We start from the raw sequence: 21,624 nt of genomic DNA on the forward strand, positions 1-21,624 counted from the left end.
ACAGTGTTATAATGGTGACAAGTTAATAATTCGGTAGGAGATTTGGAGAGACCACAACACGCTATAGAGGCGAAATCTATAGCGGAGTTCGTGGTCTCTTTTTTCGTTATCAAAGGGAGGAATTACCATGAAATTTTCAAGTAAACAACGTAAAGACGTATTAAATGGAGTAAATAAACAAGAGTTAGATGTGATCGTAATTGGTGGAGGTATTACTGGTTCTGGTATTGCATTAGATGGGGCAACACGCGGGTTATCCACAATTGTGTTTGAAATGCAGGACTTTGCAGCAGGTACATCAAGTCGTTCAACGAAGCTTGTACACGGTGGTCTACGTTATTTAAAACAACTTGAAGTGAAAATGGTAGCAGAGGTGGGGAAAGAGCGTGCGATCGTATATGAGAACGGTCCCCATGTAACAACACCAGAGTGGATGTTACTTCCGTTCCATACAGGCGGTACGTTCGGATCATTCAGTACATCAATTGGTCTTCGTGTATATGACTTCTTAGCAGGTGTAAAACGAAGCGAGCGCAGAAAAATGTTTAACCGTGAAGAAACATTAAACAAAGAGCCTCTTGTAAAAAAAGAAGGACTAAAGGGCGGCGGTTACTACGTAGAATATCGTACAGACGATGCGCGTCTTACAATTGAAGTAATGAAAGAAGCGATTGAACACGGTGCGAAAGCTGTTAACTACGCAAAAGTAGACAGTTTCTTATATAAAGATGGAAAAGTATGCGGTGTACGTGTAATCGATTTACTAGATGGCGAAGTGTATGAAGTGTACGGTAAGAAAATTGTAAACGCAGCTGGTCCTTGGGTAGATACACTTCGTGAAAAAGATAACTCGAAAAAAGGGAAAGTACTTCAGTTATCAAAAGGTGTGCATTTAGTAATTGACCAAAAACGTTTTCCATTAGGGCAAGCTATTTACTTCGATACACCAGATAAACGTATGGTGTTCGCGATTCCTCGCGGTGGAAAAACATACGTAGGTACAACAGATACGTTCTATGATAAAGACGCAGCTGTACCGCACATGACAACAGAAGATCGCACATATATCATTAATGCGATTAACTACATGTTCCCAAGTGTGAAAATTACAGAAAAAGATGTGGAGTCAAGCTGGGCTGGTGTACGTCCGTTAATTTACGAAGAAGGAAAGAATGCATCTGAAATTTCTCGTAAAGATGAAATTTGGACTTCTGAATCTGGTTTAATTACAATTGCGGGCGGAAAATTAACAGGATACCGTAAAATGGCTGAAATGGTAGTAGACTACGTAACGAACTTACTACAAAAAGAAGGTCATAGTGCATATCCGAAGAGCGACACGAAACATATGCCAATCTCTGGTGGACATGTAGATGGTTCACATGGATTCCCAGCATTCGTTGCGAAAAAAGCAGGCGAAGGTACGAAATACGGTTTAACGACAGCACAAGCGGAAGAATTCGCGAAATTCTACGGTTCTAACGTTGACGTACTGTTCGACTTAGCGAAAAAACATAAAGACGAAGCGAAAGAATACAACATGCCGCTTGACGTTCTAATCCCACTTGTATACGCAATGGATTACGAAATGACAGCAAAACCAGTTGACTTCTTCGTACGCCGCAGAGGCGCTGTATTCTTCAACATTCACTGGGTATACGAGTGGAAAGAAGCAGTAATCAACTATATGGCTGCGAAACTAGGCTGGAGCAAAGAAGAGCAAATGAAATACACAGCAGAATTAGAAAAAGCATTAACAGACGCTGTAATTCCTGTAGATCAACAAGAGCAGGCAGCTGCGTTAGCGTAAAATAGAGAACCACCTGAAGGGGAGCCCTTCAGGTGGTTTTTACCTTGACTAAAAATAAATAAAATGTGTTACAATGATGATAGAGTATGTAGTATGAATTTTGCATAAAATAAAGAAGACAGAAGCCTGAGAAACTTCTGCCTTGTGTAACCTAACTTGCTATTGTGGTGGTAGTAGGTGCGGTTATAAGACAATTACATTAACGTTTTAGCCGAGAACCGCCCTTACCTTTTCCACGAAGCAGGGTGGTTCTCGCTTTTTTGTATACAGAAATTAGCCACGGACCGACGTATCTTCTACCGATGACAACGCCAGCTCCGGTTAGGATACCATACACTAATTTAATTACAAACATCGCGATCATATTATCACCTCCCCCCTTTTTTCAAAATGGAAGAGATGATTATCACACCTACTAGTTATAGCTTATTAAGTTACATTTCAATTGTATTATGTTTTAAAATAGGGAACAAGACATATGGATGAAAAGCCCTAGTTTTAAATGATTGGTTCGTGTGGTTTGTCATATGAAACTTGTTTGTGAGTCTCCTACAAGTTAAGGTTTTCATTCAACTTTGTTTCTTGTTAAATAAACAAACATAACTAAAAAATAAGGATACCAATATGAGGTGTATCATGAAAAAATTAATTACTTACGATTCTGAAATCCAGATGGCATATCTGTATGTAATTCCATTCACTTCAGAAATTAAGATTGAATCGACTGAAGAATTAGAAGAAAATCCGACATTAAATTTAGATATAGATCAATTTGATCGCATAGTGGGGATTGAGTTTTTTGGAGAAAATGCTCGCAAATTAAAAGAATTAGCAAATAGGAGTAAAATATATAAAAAGAAAACTTCAAATGATAATAAATACATATACTCATTTAGACTTTCTCAGGATACTCATTTGCAAAAAGTGTTATTTCATAATATCGTATTTTATTTTTCGGATAAGAAGTATGAAGACTTTATTGGTTTTGATATTATGAAGCCCTCTTTGTATGGCTATGAGATATTAGATTCTTTAAGTGAGCGTTAGGAAGAAGGAGGACTCGATTAAATGGGTTCTCTTTTTCATTTAGCGGTCTTTAGAGCTGAGGGGAATCTTGACTATAAAAATCCTTATTGCAAAATGAAAGAGCGCTTTGGGAGGAAGACGCTCTTCAGGTGAATGTATTGTAACGACTATTCGGTTTATTATATGTAAGTATCTGGAAAGGGTTTTATAAAAAACGTTATTGCCATCCGTATTTTTTATACATTTATAAAACTTTTCCATACAGTGCGTCGTCTAATATATGGGAAGGAGGAAATGATGTGGATGAATTAACGATAGAAGCGTTTGAAATAGAAGATAAGGAACTCCTTATCGATGAAATCATGAACAAGTATGGACAAGAAGTCCTGCAGCTTGTGTATTCGTATGTGAATAATAAAGAGGTTGCTGAGGATGTAACGCAAGATATATTTGTGAAATGTTATAAATCTCTTCATACATACAAAGGGAAGTCGAATGTGAAAACGTGGTTATGGAGAATTGCGATTAATCAATGTAAGGACTATATAAAGAGTTGGTATAACAAAAAGGTGATCGTGGCAGAGGATGAATCTGCTTATATTGGGGTTCAAAATGATAGTGTCGAACAAATTGTCATTCAAAATGCGGAGGACCGTGAGCTCGCTTCTGCAGTGATGAGTTTACCGGTAAAATATCGAGAAGTGATTTATCTATTTTATTATGAAGAATTATCAATTAAAGAGATTGCTATTGTAATAGACGTGAATGAAAACACGATAAAAACGAGACTGAAAAAAGCGAAGGAGCTTTTGAAGAAAGGATTGGAGGAATAATCAAATGGAAGATCGATTAAAAGGCCTGCGAAAATCAATGGAGAATACAACGTTTAAACATTTGAGTTTTTCTGATCAACACCGAAAGCAGGTGCGTGAAAAAATCAATCAATCATCCGAAAAGGAAGAAGATATCCTTTTAGCAGTGTTGCAACTTCTGATGAATGAAAAAACGGGTTATGAATTGATGCAGTTACTGCGGGGGAGAGGGATTCAAAAATTCGAAGGCAATGAAGGGTCTCTATACACTGTATTACATCGTCTAGAGCAGAATCGCTTTATCCAATCTAGCTGGGATCACACGGGAGCTAAATATTATCAATTAAATGATAAAGGAAACAAGATGCTGCGAAAGGCAGAGAAGAATGCTACGAAGGTACGATTTATATTAAAAGGCTTAGTACAGGAGTGAGAAAAAATTGAACAAAAAAGGGGAGCGTTTTGTAAGCGAAGTTACGAATCATATTAAATCAAAAGAAGCAAAGAGCTTTGTAGCAACTGAGCTAGACTTTCACTTAAAACAGACGAAGAATATGTGGATGGATAAAGGATTAAGCGAGGAAATTGCTGAAGATAAAGCTGTTGAGCAAATGGGAAGTCCGATTAAACTAGGGCAAGAACTTAATAAACTTCATAAGCCGAAGGTGGATTGGTTCTTACTTATTTTATTAGTGGCTGCTATGGGGTTAGGGTTTTTGCCGGTTATAGCTTTTGGATATATGGATGACTTACTAATGAATAAGGTGATATCTGTTATTCTAGGTAGTGCAACAGTTGCAGTGATGATGCTGACTGATTACCGGAAATTAGAGAGGTTAGGGTGGCTGTTTTACACAATTGGTGTACTTATCTTGTTAATATTATATTGTTTTCCGAGCGTTTTGGTGGCTGGAGAACCGTTAATAAAAATTGGTCCCGTTGCAATTAGTCGTTTAATGGCGGTGCCGTTCTTTTTTCTAGCTTGGGCTTCTTTTTTCAATAATAGTAGGTTAAAAGTTAGGTATCTTGTCGCTTTGTATTTATTTTCTCTCTATTTATTCTTAATTGGATCCGCTTTTTCAACAATGTTTATTTATATCGCAATGATCTTTGTTATGCTTTGGTGGAGTAAATTAGGAAAGAAAACGGCATTAATTATTACAATTGTACCAATCTGTTTATTGATTATAGGGGCCTCTTTTTCCTGGTCCACAGTAAAAGGAGTTTATTTGGATAGATTTTTAGGGTATTTGAATCCAGAGCGTGATGCACAGGGTGCAGGATTTATGTATATACGTTTAAAAGAGGTAATGTCGTCAGCAGGTTGGTTTGGTACATATGGAGATGTAAAGCTCATCCCTAATCCAGATACTGATTTTGTATTTGCAAGTTTGACTTATTATTATGGATATGTGCTTGCGCTAGTTCTTGTCTTCGTTCTTTCTCTTTTCGTAGTAAGGTTAGTGTTCATATCTTATAAAATAAATGATCGGTATGGTAAATTGCTTCTCATTGGAGGAATGACTCTTTTCGTAGTTCAATTCCTTTATAACGTTGGTATGATTTTAGGGTTATTACCTATTACTGCTATATCCTTACCTTTTATTAGCTACGGATTAACGCCGACTGTATTTCATGCGCTTATAATGGGGATCGTGCTGAGTGTATATCGGCGTAAGGATATTTCATTTAGTATGAGAAGAACACCTTGATGCTAAAAGAATTCATTATTATGATCAAGTACAAACGAAAATAGATAGTGGAAGAGGGTTATGATAAATAACCCTCTTTTCTTGTTTAAATAAGTGCACTCGCTTTAATAGAAATACATAATTCAGAACGAGATATCGATTCAGCTAGTTGTTGTAAATAAGTGTATTCTTCCGCATCTTTTTCGGAAGTGTTAGGATCTAATAAAGGTGAAGATAGAAGTACATCAAGTGTAAGTATGTCTGCATCATGAGAAGTGATATTATAACCTGCAAATACTGGTCGTTTTAAATCTTTTACTTTTTGAATCATCTTATGGAATTTCGTAACACTTATATTAATTTTGGCTAATGGAAAACATTTTTCGGTCGGGTTATCGATGGTCTTTCTAATTTTATAATCGTATACGTAATAGTACTTTTCTTGTTCTTCTAGTTTTTGTAACTCTTTCGTTAATAAATGGTATGTATCTGTAAGGCCGATGGTAAGAGCATCATGTTCTGCGCCAACTAATAATGTGAAAGGTCTTGGTGATGAGATTTCGAGAGGGCGGACGTTTAGGGTGGTAAAAGTAGGATTAGATTGTAAAATGTTATGTAATTTTTCGTTAGGGAACACGCCTTCATAAATAGCGATAAAATAATGGGTCATCTTGTCACTCCTTAGCTTTTTCTAAACTGATATATTCTACTTTTAAGGTTTAAATCCTTCATGAAAAAAGAAACACCCTGATTCACATCAAGGTGTAATAACTTCAAAACTTTCCGAATTAGCCCCAAGTATAAAAGGACTAACCTCGCCAACGCTATAAAGTTGCAGTTCATGCATTGCGCGCGTGCAAGCAGTGTAGAACAATCTACGAACGCTCTCATCGCTGTACGCATCTTTAGAAGCATCGTAAATAATAACAGCATCAAATTCGATACCTTTTGCTAAGTAAGCAGGGATCACGACGATGCCTTGCTCATACTCGGCTGAGTTACTTTTCACAAGTTTAATATTCTCGATATGACTAAGTGTTTCGTAGGCAGCGGCGCTTTCAGCTGCAGATTTACATATAATTGCGATCGTATTGTGCTGTTGTTTTTGTAGTTCAGCAACTTTGGCGGTAATATGTTCGTGCAGTTCGCTATCATTCGATACTTTCGTCACTGTAGGTTTTTCGCCGTCACGTTCAAAGGCGTGAATGTTCTCTCCTTCCGGTACGAGAGCACGTGTAAATTCAATAATTGGTTTTGTTGAGCGATAGCTACGAGTTAAGTTGATACCGTTCGTTTCATCTGGTCCGTATAAGCTAGTAAGTGTATTGAAATTCACTGCTTCACTCGCATGGGCAAATATCGCTTGGTTAAAGTCCCCGAGTACAGTCATTCTTGCAGCAGGGAAGAGACGTTTTAAAAACTCAAATTGAAACGGTGAATAATCTTGTGCTTCGTCTACCAGTACGTGTTTAATTGATCTATTCGTTTGGAAGCCTTCAATTAATTCTTTTAAAAGTAAAAATGGAGTCGCATCCTCGTAATATAACTTTCCTTCATCGAGCATGTTTACTGTTAATGAGCAAATGTCATCCCACTCTTTCGGTTTTTCCCCAGTAACCCATGATGCATCTGTGAAGAGTTGTTTATATATGCCTGTGAAATTGATGAAGCGCAATGTTTGAACGCCTTTACGAAGCGGCTTCAATTTTTTACGGACAATCATACGTCCAAGTACTTTCGTTTCTTTCTCATAATCATTAAAGGAGTTGTCTTCAAACTCGCCTTTTTTCTGTAAATATTTATAAGCCTTTTGGTATTCATCTTTACTAAGTAATTCAATTTCCTCTTCTACCCAAGGCTTTTTCAGTTCTGTTTTTTCAATTGCATCTATTTGTTTATTTAGCCAATCTGTTAACTTTTCAATTCGATTATGGAAGCGGAGGGAGGAGTCTGTGTTGTAAAACTGCTCTGTAATTTCTTTAGCAGAAGCAATTAACTTTCCTCTAAATTTCATTCCTCTAAATAGCATGCCTGAAGATTCAAGAGATTGTCTGTACGCTCTAATCATCTCGAAAAATTGAGTAGATGCTTTAAATCGAATGCTCGCATTTCTCGTTTTATAGGTAGGGCTATTCGTTTCAGTTAACATATATTCTAATTGTTCATAAGGGTCTTCAACATCAAATGACTTACTGAGTCTATGGTTTAAATATTCTTGGAATGTCACTTGCTGCATATTTTCTTCACCGAGTTCAGGTAGTACGTTAGAAACGTAGCTATTGAACATAGAGTTAGGGGAGAAGAGAATAATTTGATCTGCTTTTAACCATTCGCGATATTTATATAGTAAGTAGGCGATTCGTTGCAGGGCAGCTGACGTTTTACCACTACCAGCAGCTCCTTGCACGATAAGTAGTCGGCCTTCATCGTGACGAATAATTTCATTTTGCTCGCGCTGAATCGTAGCAACGATGCTCTGCATATGTTTGTTCGTGCCTTTACCGAGCGCTTGTTGCAAGATTTCATCGCCAATTGTAAGACTCGTATCGAACATAGAATCAATCTCGCCATTTTGAATAATGTATTGTAATTTTTTCTCCACATTACCGTGGATTACGCCGCCTGGTGTACTGTATTCAGCTGGTCCTGGTGGATAATCGTAGTACACACTCGAAATGGGTGCGCGCCAGTCATATACAAGAAAGTTTTCTCCGCTTGCATCAGTAAGTGTAGCCACGCCGATATAAATTTTCTCCGCAGCAGATTCTCCTTCTTCTTTGAAATCAATTCGCCCAAAGTAAGGTGCTTTATGCATGCGTCTTAATGCGGCAAGTCGATTAAAGGTGTGCTTATGGGTAATTTGTGTGACAGCTAGTGACTGAGCTTGTTGTCTTAAGTTGATAACTGTTTCAAGGTAATCATCAAAAGTATCAGTATTCACTTTCACGTCATCCCAAAAGTTTTTACGAATATGGATTACTTCCGCCCGGCGTCTGCCAGTTTCGTTTTCCAGTTTATCAATTTGCTCCGTAATCGTTTCTATTACGGTATCCAATCGTTTTTGCTCTAAATCAAGTTTTTTGTTCATACGTAAGCACTCCTTTAAAAGTGAAAAATAGAGGTTGACTGAAGATGTGTTTTGGTGTAAAATTAAGATACGGATAAATACGTTCTTTTTATTTTTTGAAAACGTGTTTCTGTACTAATTTAACATAGTTTTTTAATTTAATCAATGATAATAAGATAAACCTTGGTTCCGTGTGGCGGAATCGAGGTTTTTTGTTTTTCTTGAAGAGGGGATCGCGATCATTGTCAGTTTTTGTCGGTAAGTCGATATAATTGAAAAATCGCCGATATAATTAGAGTTGCGGTCGATATAATTGAAAAATCGCTGATATAATTTAGATTCACAAAAATCAACTACATAATTTCATGTACCGAATCTAGACGCAATGTATCGCGAGAAGAGGGCAAACAAAAAAAGCTCGGGCTAATCCCGAGCTTTTCATTATTTCTTTTCGTCTTTCTTAGCGTCAGCTTTCTTCTCTTCGAAAAGATCTTTTAAATCTTTATCGTCAACTTTGATGTCCGCTTTTTTGATTTCTTTCATCATAAGATCGTTCATGAATTCGCCATCTTGTTTTTTCTTCGCAACTAATTCTTTTTTGATGTCAGCTTTAGATTGTTCGAATGATTTTTCTGGCTCTTTAATGTCTGTAACTTTAATGATGTGGTAACCGAATTGTGATTTTACAGGCTCGCTTACTTCATCTTTTTTCAGTTTATAAGCAGCATCTTCGAATTCTTTAACCATTTTACCAGCGCCGAAGAATCCTAAGTCTCCGCCTTTTTCTTTTGAACCAGTATCTTCAGAGTATTGTTTCGCTAACTCTTCGAAAGATTTACCTTGTCCAAGTTCTTCTTTAACTTTTTTCGCAGTCGCTTCATCTTTTACAAGAATGTGGCTTGCTTTAATTTCAGGTTTGTAGTTTTCTTTTAGTTCTTTATCAGTGATTGTTTTCTCGATAGCTTTTTCTTGAGCTAATTCAGCACGAACACCATTTTTTAACGTTTCTTCTTTAAGACCTTGTTGTTTTAATAGTGTATCGAATTGATCACCGACTTGTTTTTTCATTTCATCGAACTTCTTGTCTACTTCTTTGTCGTCTACTTTGTAGTTTTTAATAAGTACTTTTTCCATTACCATGTTGTTTAGTACTTGTTTACCAGCTTGTGTTTTCATTTGCTCGTAGAACTCGTCTTTTGTAATGTCACCAGCTTTAGATGTAACGATTTTGTCTGATGATGATGTTCCACATGCTGATAATGCGATTACACTTGTTGCGGCTAAGGCAAGCATAGCTTTCTTCATTCGATAAACACTCCTACTATTATGTATTTTTAATTTATCCTACACCAATGAATTTTGATTCATAAGAGCCCGATTAAGTCTCACTGATACTTTTGCTTTGTATATTGGTAAAGCGCGCTTAACAGGGCTTACCGAGGCTGAGGATAAAGTTAAGATGCGTGTCATTTATTTCATAGTATAAGCAATATGTACAAAATTTAATATATCATATTTCGACTCAATTTCATATTGATAAAGAAAATTTAACCAGTGCGTGTCAGATTTTGAAGGTGTTCCATATTGGGCGCATGCCGCATATACAGAAAAGAGGAGGGGATGGGGATGAATTCTCAACTTATTTTATTACTTGTACTGTTTATTTTATTGGTTATAGTAGGTATAATTTGCTTATAGAGGAAAAAAGTGAGGAAGGGGCTTTCCTTCCTCACTTTCCATGAAATATAATTTCTATATAACTAGAAATTAATAAAATTGTTATACATACATTAATAACCCGAAAGACACTGGGTTGGCGGCTCGCAGCTATTTGTTTTCGTTCACACAGTGTATGTGTCATGAAATTCGTGTAAAATATAACAAGAAGTGCGAATGCGACAAAAACAACTGTTATAAGTGTCATGAGGCGAGACCTCCTTTTGGTAAAATACATATACTTTATATATTGTATCATACGATATTTTGTTCGTGTTATAAAATTCAGAAATAGAAGACTTTGTGTTAGAAAGAGAGGGAGAAAATGGACGTTGTTAGAAGATTAGAACAAGCTGAATACTACGTAGACCTACTATTTAAAATGATTGATGAAGAAAAGTGTCCATTTTATTCTTTGATCATAAAGAAAAAAGCCCGCAAAAAAGATATTGAACGTATACTACATCTTTGTGAAATACTGAACGAGCAATATGTAGTGGAGAAAGCAGAAGGACTTCTTTTGTTCGATGCGCTGTTAGATCAATTTGAAAAAGCGCTTCCACATCAGCTCGAAGTACACGAAACTGCGGAAGCGCTAGCAAAACAAGGTTTATTTAAGCCGCTTATGAATGAATTCTTAAGCATGATTGCGAAAAAATAAATAGATTACTTCTTAACTAACTTCTGATCGGATTCCGTAAAATTCTCCTCAATATTCTCTAATGATTTCTCAAAAATATCGATGAAGTCTTGTCCGTAAATATTGCGCAAGATAGCGATAAGTTCGATATTTTCTGGGAACTTACCATAGAAATTACGAAGTGCAAGAGCCCCATTAAATACAGAGTTATTTTCAGGATCATACTCCTCCATTAAGCGAAGTAGTAATTCTTCCCCTTTGTCTGTAATCTCAATGTACGTATTTCGTTTATCATCTTCTTTTTTCGAGAATACAAGATAGCCGCGTTCTTCCAGCTTTTTCGAGAAGTTAAACGCCGTTGATACGTGCATAACTCCAAACTTAGCAATCTCAGAAATAGAAGCCCCTTTTAAATGATAAGCGATTGATAAAATATGATGCTCATTAATGTTTAAATCGTAAGGCTTAATCCACTGTTGCCAATCTTTCTCTACACATTTCCATAACGCTTTCGATAATTGAGCAATGCGTTGGCTGAAAATCATCGCTTCTTTTACCGAGTAATCTTTTTCTCCACTTTTCATTTACTCACCCACTTTAACATTCTTTTTCATTACTATCTATTATGCCAGTAAAGTAAAAATTAATAAAGTCTTTTTGTGAGAATTGTGAAAATTTTTCGGAAAAATGACATTCTATACAAATCATGCATAACTATGGAAGCGTTTTATGAGTCGTGAATACATGTGTTGTCCTTACATGTTAAGTGATAACATATATTGTAAATGCATAAAAACACGGCATATCTGTGTGATATGCCGTGTTAAGGTCAATTTATATAAAAAATATTTGTTATATGCAAAAAACTAAGCAGGAATTTGTTTACGCTTTTTCCGGAACAGCTTCTTGTAGTTTCTCAATTGATTTTTGAATGTCCAAAATTTCTTGCTCAATATGTCGTTTGTTTTGAGAAATATCTTGCTTCCAGTTAGAAAGCGTGTCTTGCATATCTTCTTTTAATTCTTGAAACACTTCTTTACCTTCTGAAGCAGTTTCAACGATTTGACGTTTTAATAATTTTGTATCAGCTGTAATATCAGCTAAAGTCTTTTTAATATCAGTTCCTTTTTCTTTTAGCTTACCGCGCATAGCTTTACCAGAAGAAGGAGTAGAGAAAAGAACGGCTAATCCAGCAACTGCTCCGCCGCAAATGACACCTGTAATAAAGGATTTAGCTTTTGACATAAAAGGAAACCTCCTTATTTTTTGTTCGTATTCATGATGTGAAAAAATATGCATATCTTTAAGATAAGGGGAAGAAAAGTACACAGTCCCCGGCATCTTGAATGGAGAAACAAGCCGTGCAATATGTAATGACTTTAGGAAAGTGGCTTGTTATGTATTACTTCTTATTATAGTGTCACTATTCCACACTATGTGCAATTGTACTTGCGATGTTTTGTAAATTTTCCATTGTGTATTCATTTTGATGTGATTTCCAAACAGCACCGAAACCATCGTTTTCACCGTAGCGTGGAATTAAATGAAGGTGGAAGTGGAACACAGTTTGTCCAGCTTTTTCACCGTTATTGTTAAGTAGGTTAAAGCCAACTGGATTAAACTCTGCTTTAATCGCATTTGCGATTTTCGGAACGACAGAAAAAATGTGTGATGCGATTTCTGGCGTTAACGCAAAAATGTCTTGTTTGTGAACTTTTGGAATAACAAGAGTATGTCCTTTTGTTACTTGACTAATATCTAAAAATGCAAGCACATGTTCATCTTCGTATACTTTTGAGCAAGGGATTTGCCCATCAATAATTTTACAAAAAATACAATTGTCCGCTGTATGGTTCATTGATCTCATCCTTTCAAGTAGCCTTAGCCGTATTTTACCATAATTATATAAGAGAACAAACACGAAAAACAGGAAGCTGACTCAGCTTCCTGTTTTCTGAAGAGGGATTGAAAAAGCATTATCGTAATTTACGTTTCGCAGACACCCCATTTTCAAGTGAAATGAATTGCAATCTTTATAAAAGGAAATTGTTTATTTTTTAAAACAGTATATGCTCTTTCGGAGACACCCCGTTTCGAAAATGAAACAAATGATCTGGTTATGTGTAAATTTCTTTGTCCAACATGGACACCCCATTTCATGATGACTTCACTATGTTGTTGTACTCATCAATTGGTGGTTGCTTTTTCAATGTGTTCCTTCTTCACTAATTATGATGTCCGCTTTCGTAAAAATATATGCTAACAAATTTAAATTTTTTTTTGAGGGCATCGATACTATGTAGTACAGCGCTATTTTTGGTAAGATGAATATAGAATGAATACTAATGAAGAAAGTGGTGTCGTATGAGCGAGTTATTGCGTGTAGAAAATGTTACAGGAGGATATACGAAACGACCTGTACTAAAAGATGTTTCGTTCTCTGTGAATAAAGGCGAACTTGTCGGCTTAATCGGTTTAAATGGAGCCGGGAAGAGTACGACAATTAAACATATTATCGGTTTAATGGAACCGAAAAAAGGAACTGTCACAATTAACGGGAAAACAATTCGTGATGATATGACAGCGTACCGTTCTAGTTTTTCGTTCATCCCAGAAACACCAGTATTATATGACGAGCTAACGCTAGAAGAACATTTGAAATTAACAGCGATGGCGTACGGTGTCGATGAACAACAATATGAAGAACGTGTAGGACAACTATTACAAGAATTTCGCATGAAAAATCGTTTAAAATGGTTTCCATCTCATTTCTCAAAAGGGATGAAACAAAAAGTAATGATTATGAGTGCCTTTTTAGTGGAACCATCTCTTTACATTGTGGACGAACCGTTCGTTGGACTGGATCCGTTAGCGATTCAATCACTCCTTCAAATGATGGATCAAATGAAAAAGAGTGGTGCAGGAATTTTAATGAGTACACATATTTTAGCGACGGCAGAGCGTTATTGTGATTCGTTCATTATTTTGCATCAAGGCGAAGTAAGAGCGAAGGGAACATTATCTGAGCTGCAATCCGATTTTAATATGCCAGGTGCAACGCTAGATGATATTTATATTGCATTAACGAAGGAAGAAGATTATGAATAGCACAGCATTATGGAAAGAACGATTTCGTCACTTTCTAAAAGAAGTTCGTACATATAGTAAATACGTATTTAATGATCATTTGAAATTTATTTTCGTATTCATCATCGGCGCAGGAGCGTATTATTATCAGCAATGGTTACAAACGTTAACACCTTCATTTCCGACAGCGCTCGTTATGGCAGTGTTACTTGGACTCGTATTAACGGCCGGATCCATTCAAACGTTATTAAAAGAAGCAGATCTCGTTTACTTACTGCCAGTTGAACAAAAGTTAAAACCGTACTTTACAAAGGCATTTCTCTTTACGTTTATGATTCAGTTATACATAATCGCAATTGTAGCGGCAGCGCTTGCCCCGTTATACTTCCAACAAATGAAGCAAACAGGAGCGGCTTACATATGGATTGTACTCGCGTTTGTCATTGTAAAAGCGTGGAACTTATTCGTTGCATGGGAAAAATCATTTTTAACAGACCAAAATATACAAAGAGCTGATTGGTTCATTCGTTTTATTTTAAACGGCTTATTTGTGTACTTTCTTGTAGAGCGTACTTCCGTTATTTTTGTTGGCGGAATCGTCCTTCTCATGGTGTTATACCTTGTAGTACTGCATCAAATGGTGAAGGGAAAGCCGCTAAACTGGGAGTACTTAATTTCTGAAGAAGGTAAGAAGATGATGCTGCTGTACCGCATCGCGAACATGTTCGTTGATGTACCAGCATTAAAAGAAAGAGTAGCACGTAGAAAATGGCTTGATTTCATTCTTTCGATGATTGGTGAGAAGCGTACATATTTATACTTATATACGAGAACGTTTTTACGATCTGGTAACTATTTCGGTTTATATATGCGTTTGCTCGCTCTTGGAGGAGTTATTCTTTACTTCATTCCGTTTTTATATGGACGATTTATCGTAAGCCTTATTTTCCTATACTTAATCGGTTATCAGCTATTAACTTTATGGAAACATCACCGCATGAAGATTTGGCTTGATTTGTATCCGGTAGGGGGAGAAGAGAAGAAGAAAGATTTTCTTGTCTTATTAAATGCGATCCTTATTACCGGCAGCGTTGTATTTACAGTTATATTCGCCCTTGCGACGAAAGATTTCATGATGACGGGAATTTTACTAGTCGTAAGCATAGTATTTAGTATCGGTTTCGTTTATCAATACGGGGCGAAACGTATTGAGCGTTTAAATTGAAGGGAATGAACCTATGATTACATACGAAGAGAAGGTTATAAAAGAATTGGAGCAGTGGAAAGCTACATTCATGAAAGATTCTTCTATGATGACACGGTTCTCTAAGAAAGTGCAGACGAAAGTGCAACAGCTTATTCCGGCGAAAGTGCAAAAAGTATTAACGGAAACGATTCGGATGATGGTGCAAACGATTAGTGCTGGATCAAACTTTATAAAGCCGAAATTAAAAGAGACGAACTGGTCATTGCAAAGAAGAGACGACGAAGTACGTAAAAAAATGGATGAGTACAAAAAAATAGCAGCGGCAGAAGGAGCAGGGACGGGAGCTGGCGGTATTCTCCTTGGCCTTGCTGATTTTCCGCTTTTACTCGGCATTAAAATTAAATTTTTATTCGATGCCGCAACGTTGTACGGATTTGATACGAGCGATAAAGAAGAGCGCCTTTTTATCCTTCACGTTTTCCAACTTGCTTTTTCAAGTGACGATCACCGAAAAGAAATATGGAAAGCAATCGAAACGTGGGATACAGAAGAAGAAAATCATATGGACTGGGAAAAGTTCCAAACAGAGTACCGAGACTATATCGATTTAGCAAAAATGCTTCAGCTCGTACCAATAATCGGTGCCCCGGTCGGCGCATATGCGAACTATCAATTACTGCAAAGGCTCGGAGAAGTGACGATGAATTGTTATCGTATGCGAATACTTAATAGAAATTAGAAAGAAAGCATCCTACATGTGTAATGTAGGATGCTTTTTTTAGAAGTTAATGCCGTTATAGCCAACTCCGACTACAATCAATACGATAAAGAGCACAATGAGTACTATATATCCATTACTAACGCTCTTACCGTCTTGTCCAGCTTCACCACCACCAGTGCCACCACTACCGCCTTTACCACCAAGTCCCATAGGAATATCCTCCTTATTGTTATATGTTGCTTTTACTTTATACTTTTCTGTATTTACCAATAAATTCCTCCTGAAGCGCTAACTAACTTGCAAATCATTTCGTTTCATTTTATAATTTACTTACCGACCGGTAAGTAAAAATAAGTGAGGTACAGTATGACAAAGAATTTACAAACATCGCAAAACATTGTAGAGGCATCATTTAAACTCATGGCAGAGCACGGCATTGAGAAAATGAGCCTTTCCATGATCGCGAAAGAGGTAGGTATTTCAAAACCGGCTATTTATTATCATTTTTCTTCTAAAGAAGCGTTAGTTGATTTTTTATTTGAAGAAATTTTTTCTGGGTATCATTTCGTGAGTTATTTCAATAAAGAACAATATACGAAAGAAAACTTTACAGAAAAATTAATTGCCGATGGTTTACATATGCTCTCTGAGTATGAAGGCCAAGAAGGAATATTACGTGTTATAAATGAATTCATCGTAACTGCGGCGCGAAATGAAAAGTATCAGAAACGCTTATTTGAAATACAAGAAGATTTCTTAAATGGTTTCCACGATTTATTGAAGAAAGGTGTAGAACTTGACGTTGTGTCACAACATGCAACGGAAGAAAATGCTCATACGTTAGCGCTCGTAATCGATAATATGAGTAATTACATGCTGATGGGATTCCAGTTAAAGTATAAAGAAATTTGGATTCAAAATGTGAAAAACGTAATGAAGGAGGAATAAAAATGAAAATGCAAAAAAACTGGTGGCTCGGTTTACTTGGATTTATTGGGATTTACCCCGCATTAACGGGCAGTAAGACCCCCACCTCAAAGTTCAGCGAAAGCAAAGAAGTTAGGTGGGGGATCAACTGCCCGTAAAAGCCCGATTGGTGAGGGCTAATAATCAGTGGGGGATGAACAAACCCCTCACTGATTAAAGTTTCACTTTATAAAATACCAGGTATGATTGAAGCTTTTCAAACGGATGGAAGTTGGATGAAACTAATAGGTTTCATTTGGTTACTTTGGTTCGGATATTTTATTCCTGAGAAGAAAGAAGATTAAATTTCAATTTTATGTAAAGTTATGTAAAATATAGATTGAGAGTATTCGTATATTAGATTACTAGATTTGGAGTGGTTACATGGATCCATTGAAAAATGAAATTAACCCTGACATGGTCAAGGTGTGGAAAGTTCGGGCTGTAATTGAAGAAGGAATCGGTATTCTCGTCATTTTAGCTTACCTTTTCCTCATGATAAAGTTTGATTGGTGGGCGTGGATTTTGTACGTGTTAATCGGGTTAACGGTTGCACTAGCACCATTGGAGTACTTCGTATTCCCGAAACTTCGTCAGCGTTATTACAGCTACCAACTAAATGAAGAAGAACTTGAAATTCAGCACGGTCTTTTCGTCGTAAAGCGCGTATTAGTACCGATGATTCGTGTACAGCACGTGACGATTGAACAAGGACCGATTATGAGAAAATATGGATTAGCACAATTACACATTTCAACAGCTGCAACTTCACATAGCATCCCAGGCTTAACGATGTATGAAGCAGAAATGTTGAAAACGAAAATCGCAGAATTAGCGAAAGTGAGTGATGAGGATGTATAAGAGGCAGCATCCAATCACGATGTTATTAGAATTAAAAATAACAGACTTTATACCACTCATTATTTTCATGTTTAGCTTAAATGGAAAATTCCCGTTTTGGTATTTAATTCCCGCTGCATTCGGCTTACTCACTGTCTTTTCAGCGTTTGAAAAATGGTATTACACAACATATTGGGTTGAAAATAACGTATTACATGTGAAACAAGGGCTCTTTGTGAAGAAGGAGAGCTACTTAAATAAAGAACGTGTTCAAACGATTAATACAAGTTCTAACGTGTTATATCAAATGCTTGGCTTAAAGAAAATTCAAATCGAAACAGCTGGCGGGGGCGATGATGCAGAAGTAAGCTTAGCTGGAATTACAGTAGAAGAAGCAACTGAGCTTATTGCAATGCTAAATGAGCCAACTCCAGAAGTGAAAGCAGAAGATATATCAGAAGAAGTAGTCGAAAAAGAAATCGTTACAGAAGAAAAACAAGCGACAGAATACAAATTAACTTGGAAAGAAATTTTATTAGCATCTGTTACATCTGGTCAGTTTGGATTGTTATTCTCATTAATCTTTTTCGTGTATCACCAAGTAGATGAGTACATTCCGAAATGGATAGAGAATGGCGTAAAGTCGTATGTAATGGAACATGATATATATGGCTGGATTTTCATGATAGCTATTTTGATTGTCCTTTCATGGATTATATCGACAATCGGTTATGCGCTAAAACATGGAGATTTCACAGTGAATCGAAGAAATGATGAAGTCCGCATTTCGCAAGGATTACTTGAGAAAAAAGAACTCGTACTAAAGTTACATCGTATTCAAGGTATTACGATAAAAGAAAGTATTTTGCGTCAGCCATTCGGTTATTGTGCTGTGCAAGTAGAAGTCATTCAAAGTAAGGGAATGGGTGACGAAAAAGAAAAAGTTACACTGCATCCTATCATTCGAAAAGATCGCGTACAACAGTTACTTGCACATTTACAATTACCATATGAACTGAATACAAACATTATTTCATTACCAAAAGTAGCATTACGTCGTTACTTAATTGATAGTTTTATATTCTTCGCAATACTAGCAATCCCACTTATTGGAATAAGTATATACTTTGAAAAGCACTTCATCATGTGGGCGTTAATTCCGCTCGCGATCCTCATCTTTACACTTGGATACGCAACATTTAAAACAAATGGTTACAGTGTAAACGGAGAGCAAATTACGCTTGTATATCGCAGCGTCGGAAAATATACAGGACTTGTTAGAAGAAGACATGTCCAATCAATGGAAAAAACACAATCATATTTCCAGCGCCGAGCGGATTTATGTACGTATAAGTTCTCTAACGCATCATCCAATTATAAACTAGAGCATACGAGAGTAGCAGATGCGGAGAGAATGCAGGATTGGTATAAGAAGAGAATGAGTGAGAATTAAATAGAACGGCTCGTCTTTTGCGGAAGACGGGCTATTTTTTAATCCCGCATTAACGGGCAGTAAGATCCCCACCTCAAAATTCAGCAAAAGCAAAGAAGTTAGGTGCGGGATCAACTGCCCGTTAAAGCCCGATTGGTGAGGGCTGATAATCAGTGGGGGATGAACCCCCCACCGATTAAAGTTTCACTTTATGTGAAAATAATGAATAATATATGGGGAAGGAAAAGCGAGGTGAATGAGAGTGAGCAAGTTTTTAATTCCGTATTCATTTTCTATATTAAGTTTCTTTATTTCAGTAACGGCACTTGATTTATATGATAGGATGGGAAACAATAGTGAGCTGGTTTCGCCGAACTTACTTGGTAAAATAATTTAATCTACTGCGCAAATGGGAGTCCTTACATTGTATTTCGGAGTACCTATCATTTTAGGTGGCTGTCTACTTGGTGAGTTATTGTTTAGAGGTATCATTTTACGATTTAAACTAAGCTATATTATATCTTTATTATTATATTTACTTTTAGCTTGTAGTATTGTTTCAGTAACGGTTGGGATTCCAACTACATATGAAGATTCTAATATTTTTTTCATGGGAATAACTATGATTTGCGCTGTTACATTCTTTGTGGGCCGGAATATATCGGAAAAAACAAGTTAATAATGGAGTGACAAAATGAAATACACCTGTCCATGCTGCGGATATAGAACAATAGAAGAAGAACCACCAGGTACATATGAAATTTGTAATATATGTTATTGGGAAGATGATGAGGTTCAGTTTAACGATCCTGACTTTGAAGGCGGGGCGAATGAAGTCTCGTTAAGACAAGCACAGAAAAACTTCATTGCATTTGATGCTTGCGGGGAATGTTTTGTGAAATCAGTTAAAAAGCCGACTAGTGAAGATGTGAAGGATGCTAGTTGGAAGTAAATTTGTTAAATAGCTTAAAATAAAAATGTTATTACTCAATGTAACAAGAGTAATAACATTTTTTTATGCAATGATGAAAGAATTAACGCCGTCTTACAAGATAAAACAGTAAAGATGATACAGTAATAGGAAGGCCAGTATCCAGAAAAGCTTCTAAATAAAAGGATAAAAAATCTCTGTCGTTAAACCACATAAAGAATAAATGATTGTAAGAAATACCTAACAATATAAATAAAGGAATTCCGATCTTTAATTCGTGACTCCTTTTTATTTTTCTATAACAAAATTCACCAAATAAACAACCGATAAGAACAGGGATGCTTCCAAGAATTGAAAACATAATAATAGATACTTAAATCGGTCCCCAGGAGTCAGTATAATTTGGAACTAGTGTATACTGTAAAACGTTCACAATGATAGAAAAAACCAGTAAGCATATTAAATAACTAATAGAAAATTTTTTCAATGGAATCATCCTTATAAAATTTCACTTTATTTTTATGAAAATATAAACATCTTTAAATTATAGAATGGATATATAAGGATAATAAATTTTTTGTACATTGCGTGTTTATGGATATATTTTCAATGAATATAAAAGTATAGATGTATAGTCAACTTTGTGTATTTAATGTTATCATATTGAATGATATGGAAATTTTTAATAGAAGAAGCAACGAACAATTCAAAGGCGAGGAAGCTTTTGTTGTATAAAGAAAATATTTATTATTACTCAGCGATATTGAAAATAAGGTACGTATTTATATAAATTTAGTAGAAATGGGGTTTTAAAAAGGAATGAGTACAAGTATAACACGGCAAAAGATTTTAGAAGCCGCTTCTCAAATTGTGCAATGTAAAGGGGTTGCTAAGTTAACTTTAGAAGCGGTAGCTAAAGAGGCGGGGATAAGTAAAGGTGGATTGTTGTATCACTTTTCAACTAAAGAAGCTTTAATAGAGGGCATGATACTCAAAGGGACGGAGGAGTATCAAGACGCTATTCACAATAAAGTTGCGGAAGACTTAGAGAAGAAAGGAAGGTGGGTACGTTCTTTTGTAGAGGAAAGATTAAGTAATGAGAGAAGAGTAGAAGAGCTGGGTAGTAGTATGATGGCAGCATTAATGCTAAAACCTGAATTACTTGAACCGTTACAACAATCATTTCAGCAACTGCAAAATAAAATAGAAAATGATGAGATAGATTCAGTTTGTGCCACAATTATTAGATTAGCGGCAGATGGATTATGGTATTCGGAATATTTAGGGGTTGGAAGACTAAGCCCCGAATTAAGAGAAAAAGTGATTCAAGCTCTTATTTGTAATTCATATAAATAGAATATACGAACTATATAATGTAAAATAATTCACCATTGCTTATTTAATGCACTGGTGAATTATTTTTTTTATTAGAAAAATAGAACAATTTTATAGAGTATTGAATTATAACCGTCCAGACGGTATAGTAATATTTGGTTTAAGAGGAAAATGAAACAAAAAAAGAATAAAAAATATTTTTAGCACACTATTCGAAAGGATAGGCCGCAAAGCTTAGAGTCTACGGTAATACATATTGGTTACTAAGATCGTCTGGTTGCACATTTTTGATGCAACCGGACGGTCTTTTTTTGTTATATAAATATAAAAAATAGGAGGGAAT

Annotated in this window: 24 protein-coding genes, 2 pseudogenes and 1 riboswitch; of the genes and pseudogenes, 16 read left to right on the top strand and 10 right to left on the bottom strand. The window is 36.1% G+C overall.

What is annotated here, in order from left to right:
• The first annotated feature begins 127 nt into the window (after positions 1–127).
• Positions 128–1,810, top strand: a complete 1,683-nt coding sequence (gene glpD / locus QCI41_RS23615; RefSeq protein WP_353836516.1) for an aerobic glycerol-3-phosphate dehydrogenase — start codon at positions 128–130, stop codon at positions 1,808–1,810.
• Positions 1,811–2,009: 199 nt separating this feature from the next.
• On the opposite strand, the gene QCI41_RS23620 is transcribed toward glpD, so the two are convergent.
• Positions 2,010–2,174, bottom strand: a complete 165-nt coding sequence (locus tag QCI41_RS23620) for a hypothetical protein (protein ID WP_000561154.1) — start codon at positions 2,172–2,174, stop codon at positions 2,010–2,012.
• A 272-nt stretch (positions 2,175–2,446) separates the two neighbouring features.
• Here QCI41_RS23620 and QCI41_RS23625 point away from each other — a divergent pair, with 272 nt between their 5' ends.
• The 4 genes from QCI41_RS23625 to QCI41_RS23640 all read left to right on the top strand — a co-directional run bounded on the left by QCI41_RS23625 (position 2,447) and on the right by QCI41_RS23640 (position 5,360).
• Positions 2,447–2,857, top strand: coding sequence for a DUF2283 domain-containing protein (locus QCI41_RS23625; protein WP_353836515.1), 411 nt, complete (start codon positions 2,447–2,449; stop codon positions 2,855–2,857).
• 278 nt (positions 2,858–3,135) lie between these two features.
• Entirely contained in the window at positions 3,136–3,669 is a 534-nt protein-coding gene (locus QCI41_RS23630; RefSeq protein ID WP_088092908.1) for a sigma-70 family RNA polymerase sigma factor, read from the top strand.
• A 4-nt stretch (positions 3,670–3,673) separates the two neighbouring features.
• Positions 3,674–4,081, top strand: a complete 408-nt coding sequence (locus tag QCI41_RS23635) for a PadR family transcriptional regulator (protein ID WP_353836514.1) — start codon at positions 3,674–3,676, stop codon at positions 4,079–4,081.
• A gap of 7 nt (positions 4,082–4,088) precedes the next feature.
• Positions 4,089–5,360 carry an FtsW/RodA/SpoVE family cell cycle protein gene (locus QCI41_RS23640; RefSeq protein ID WP_353836513.1) on the top strand — a complete coding sequence of 424 codons (1,272 nt, stop codon included), beginning with the start codon at positions 4,089–4,091 and terminating at the stop codon, positions 5,358–5,360.
• An 85-nt stretch (positions 5,361–5,445) separates the two neighbouring features.
• Here the strand turns inward: QCI41_RS23640 and QCI41_RS23645 are convergent, their stop codons facing one another.
• The 4 genes from QCI41_RS23645 to QCI41_RS23660 all read right to left on the bottom strand — a co-directional run bounded on the left by QCI41_RS23645 (position 5,446) and on the right by QCI41_RS23660 (position 10,330).
• Positions 5,446–6,009, bottom strand: coding sequence for a hypothetical protein (locus QCI41_RS23645; RefSeq protein ID WP_353836512.1), 564 nt, complete (start codon positions 6,007–6,009; stop codon positions 5,446–5,448).
• Between the two features lie 87 nt (positions 6,010–6,096).
• Positions 6,097–8,427, bottom strand: a complete 2,331-nt coding sequence (gene helD / locus QCI41_RS23650) for an RNA polymerase recycling motor HelD (protein WP_353836511.1) — start codon at positions 8,425–8,427, stop codon at positions 6,097–6,099.
• A 420-nt stretch (positions 8,428–8,847) separates the two neighbouring features.
• Positions 8,848–9,711, bottom strand: a complete 864-nt coding sequence (gene prsA, locus QCI41_RS23655) for a peptidylprolyl isomerase PrsA (protein WP_353836510.1) — start codon at positions 9,709–9,711, stop codon at positions 8,848–8,850.
• Between the two features lie 424 nt (positions 9,712–10,135).
• Positions 10,136–10,330: a hypothetical protein gene (locus tag QCI41_RS23660; protein WP_000172691.1), complete on the bottom strand. Its 195-nt coding sequence runs from the start codon at positions 10,328–10,330 to the stop codon at positions 10,136–10,138.
• Positions 10,331–10,447: 117 nt separating this feature from the next.
• On the opposite strand from QCI41_RS23660, the gene QCI41_RS23665 reads away from it, so the two are divergent.
• A complete protein-coding gene (locus tag QCI41_RS23665) occupies positions 10,448–10,783 on the top strand; it encodes a DUF1878 family protein (RefSeq protein ID WP_000383646.1) in 336 nt (111 codons plus the stop codon).
• A 5-nt stretch (positions 10,784–10,788) separates the two neighbouring features.
• Here the strand turns inward: QCI41_RS23665 and QCI41_RS23670 are convergent, their stop codons facing one another.
• From QCI41_RS23670 to QCI41_RS23680, 3 genes are all read right to left on the bottom strand, one after another.
• Positions 10,789–11,346, bottom strand: coding sequence for an HTH-type transcriptional regulator Hpr (locus QCI41_RS23670; RefSeq protein WP_000834920.1), 558 nt, complete (start codon positions 11,344–11,346; stop codon positions 10,789–10,791).
• Between the two features lie 298 nt (positions 11,347–11,644).
• Positions 11,645–12,007 carry a YtxH domain-containing protein gene (locus tag QCI41_RS23675; RefSeq protein WP_000030297.1) on the bottom strand — a complete coding sequence of 121 codons (363 nt, stop codon included), beginning with the start codon at positions 12,005–12,007 and terminating at the stop codon, positions 11,645–11,647.
• A 178-nt stretch (positions 12,008–12,185) separates the two neighbouring features.
• Positions 12,186–12,620, bottom strand: coding sequence for an HIT family protein (locus QCI41_RS23680; RefSeq protein WP_060489209.1), 435 nt, complete (start codon positions 12,618–12,620; stop codon positions 12,186–12,188).
• Positions 12,621–13,126: 506 nt separating this feature from the next.
• Between QCI41_RS23680 and ecsA the strand changes: the two genes are divergently transcribed.
• Genes ecsA through ecsC form a run of 3 tightly spaced genes read left to right on the top strand, consistent with a single transcriptional unit; the run spans position 13,127 to position 15,795 of the window.
• Entirely contained in the window at positions 13,127–13,870 is a 744-nt protein-coding gene (gene ecsA, locus QCI41_RS23685; protein WP_001292606.1) for an ABC transporter ATP-binding protein EcsA, read from the top strand.
• Entirely contained in the window at positions 13,863–15,074 is a 1,212-nt protein-coding gene (gene ecsB / locus QCI41_RS23690; protein ID WP_001089119.1) for an ABC transporter permease EcsB, read from the top strand. The genes ecsA and ecsB overlap by 8 nt, the downstream gene beginning before the upstream one ends.
• 13 nt (positions 15,075–15,087) lie before the next feature.
• A complete protein-coding gene (gene ecsC / locus QCI41_RS23695) occupies positions 15,088–15,795 on the top strand; it encodes an ecs operon protein EcsC (protein WP_000634124.1) in 708 nt (235 codons plus the stop codon).
• 39 nt (positions 15,796–15,834) lie between these two features.
• On the opposite strand, the gene QCI41_RS23700 is transcribed toward ecsC, so the two are convergent.
• On the bottom strand, positions 15,835–15,987 hold the full coding sequence (locus QCI41_RS23700; RefSeq protein WP_353838808.1) for a sporulation protein YjcZ: 153 nt from the start codon (positions 15,985–15,987) through the stop codon (positions 15,835–15,837).
• Between the two features lie 156 nt (positions 15,988–16,143).
• Between QCI41_RS23700 and QCI41_RS23705 the strand changes: the two genes are divergently transcribed.
• The 6 genes and pseudogenes from QCI41_RS23705 (at position 16,144) to QCI41_RS23730 (ending at position 19,967) form a co-directional block, all read left to right on the top strand.
• The gene (locus tag QCI41_RS23705) at positions 16,144–16,725 is read left to right on the top strand and encodes a TetR/AcrR family transcriptional regulator (protein WP_000164864.1); all 582 of its coding nucleotides are present in this window, start codon (positions 16,144–16,146) and stop codon (positions 16,723–16,725) included.
• A gap of 2 nt (positions 16,726–16,727) precedes the next feature.
• Complete coding sequence (locus QCI41_RS23710; RefSeq protein ID WP_353836509.1) at positions 16,728–16,862, top strand: hypothetical protein; 135 nt, start codon at positions 16,728–16,730, stop codon at positions 16,860–16,862.
• A 265-nt stretch (positions 16,863–17,127) separates the two neighbouring features.
• The gene (locus QCI41_RS23715) at positions 17,128–17,604 is read left to right on the top strand and encodes a PH domain-containing protein (RefSeq protein ID WP_000371369.1); all 477 of its coding nucleotides are present in this window, start codon (positions 17,128–17,130) and stop codon (positions 17,602–17,604) included.
• Entirely contained in the window at positions 17,597–19,036 is a 1,440-nt protein-coding gene (locus QCI41_RS23720; RefSeq protein ID WP_353836508.1) for a PH domain-containing protein, read from the top strand. Before QCI41_RS23715 ends, QCI41_RS23720 begins: the two co-directional genes overlap by 8 nt.
• A gap of 241 nt (positions 19,037–19,277) precedes the next feature.
• Positions 19,278–19,713, top strand: a pseudogene (locus QCI41_RS23725) (hypothetical protein).
• Positions 19,710–19,967, top strand: coding sequence for a CPCC family cysteine-rich protein (locus QCI41_RS23730; RefSeq protein WP_353836507.1), 258 nt, complete (start codon positions 19,710–19,712; stop codon positions 19,965–19,967). Before QCI41_RS23725 ends, QCI41_RS23730 begins: the two are co-directional and overlap by 4 nt.
• An 82-nt stretch (positions 19,968–20,049) precedes the next feature.
• On the opposite strand, the pseudogene QCI41_RS23735 reads toward QCI41_RS23730, so the two are convergent.
• Positions 20,050–20,433 (bottom strand): annotated as a pseudogene (locus tag QCI41_RS23735) (hypothetical protein).
• Positions 20,434–20,765: 332 nt separating this feature from the next.
• Between QCI41_RS23735 and QCI41_RS23740 the strand changes: the two are divergent.
• Positions 20,766–21,302 carry a TetR/AcrR family transcriptional regulator gene (locus QCI41_RS23740; RefSeq protein ID WP_000107850.1) on the top strand — a complete coding sequence of 179 codons (537 nt, stop codon included), beginning with the start codon at positions 20,766–20,768 and terminating at the stop codon, positions 21,300–21,302.
• Positions 21,303–21,473: 171 nt separating this feature from the next.
• Positions 21,474–21,566: riboswitch (cyclic di-GMP riboswitch) on the top strand.
• Positions 21,567–21,624: the final 58 nt, after the last annotated feature.

This window comes from Bacillus cereus group sp. MG4 (genome assembly GCF_040460055.1).
Taxonomy (GTDB): domain Bacteria; phylum Bacillota; class Bacilli; order Bacillales; family Bacillaceae_G; genus Bacillus_A; species Bacillus_A wiedmannii.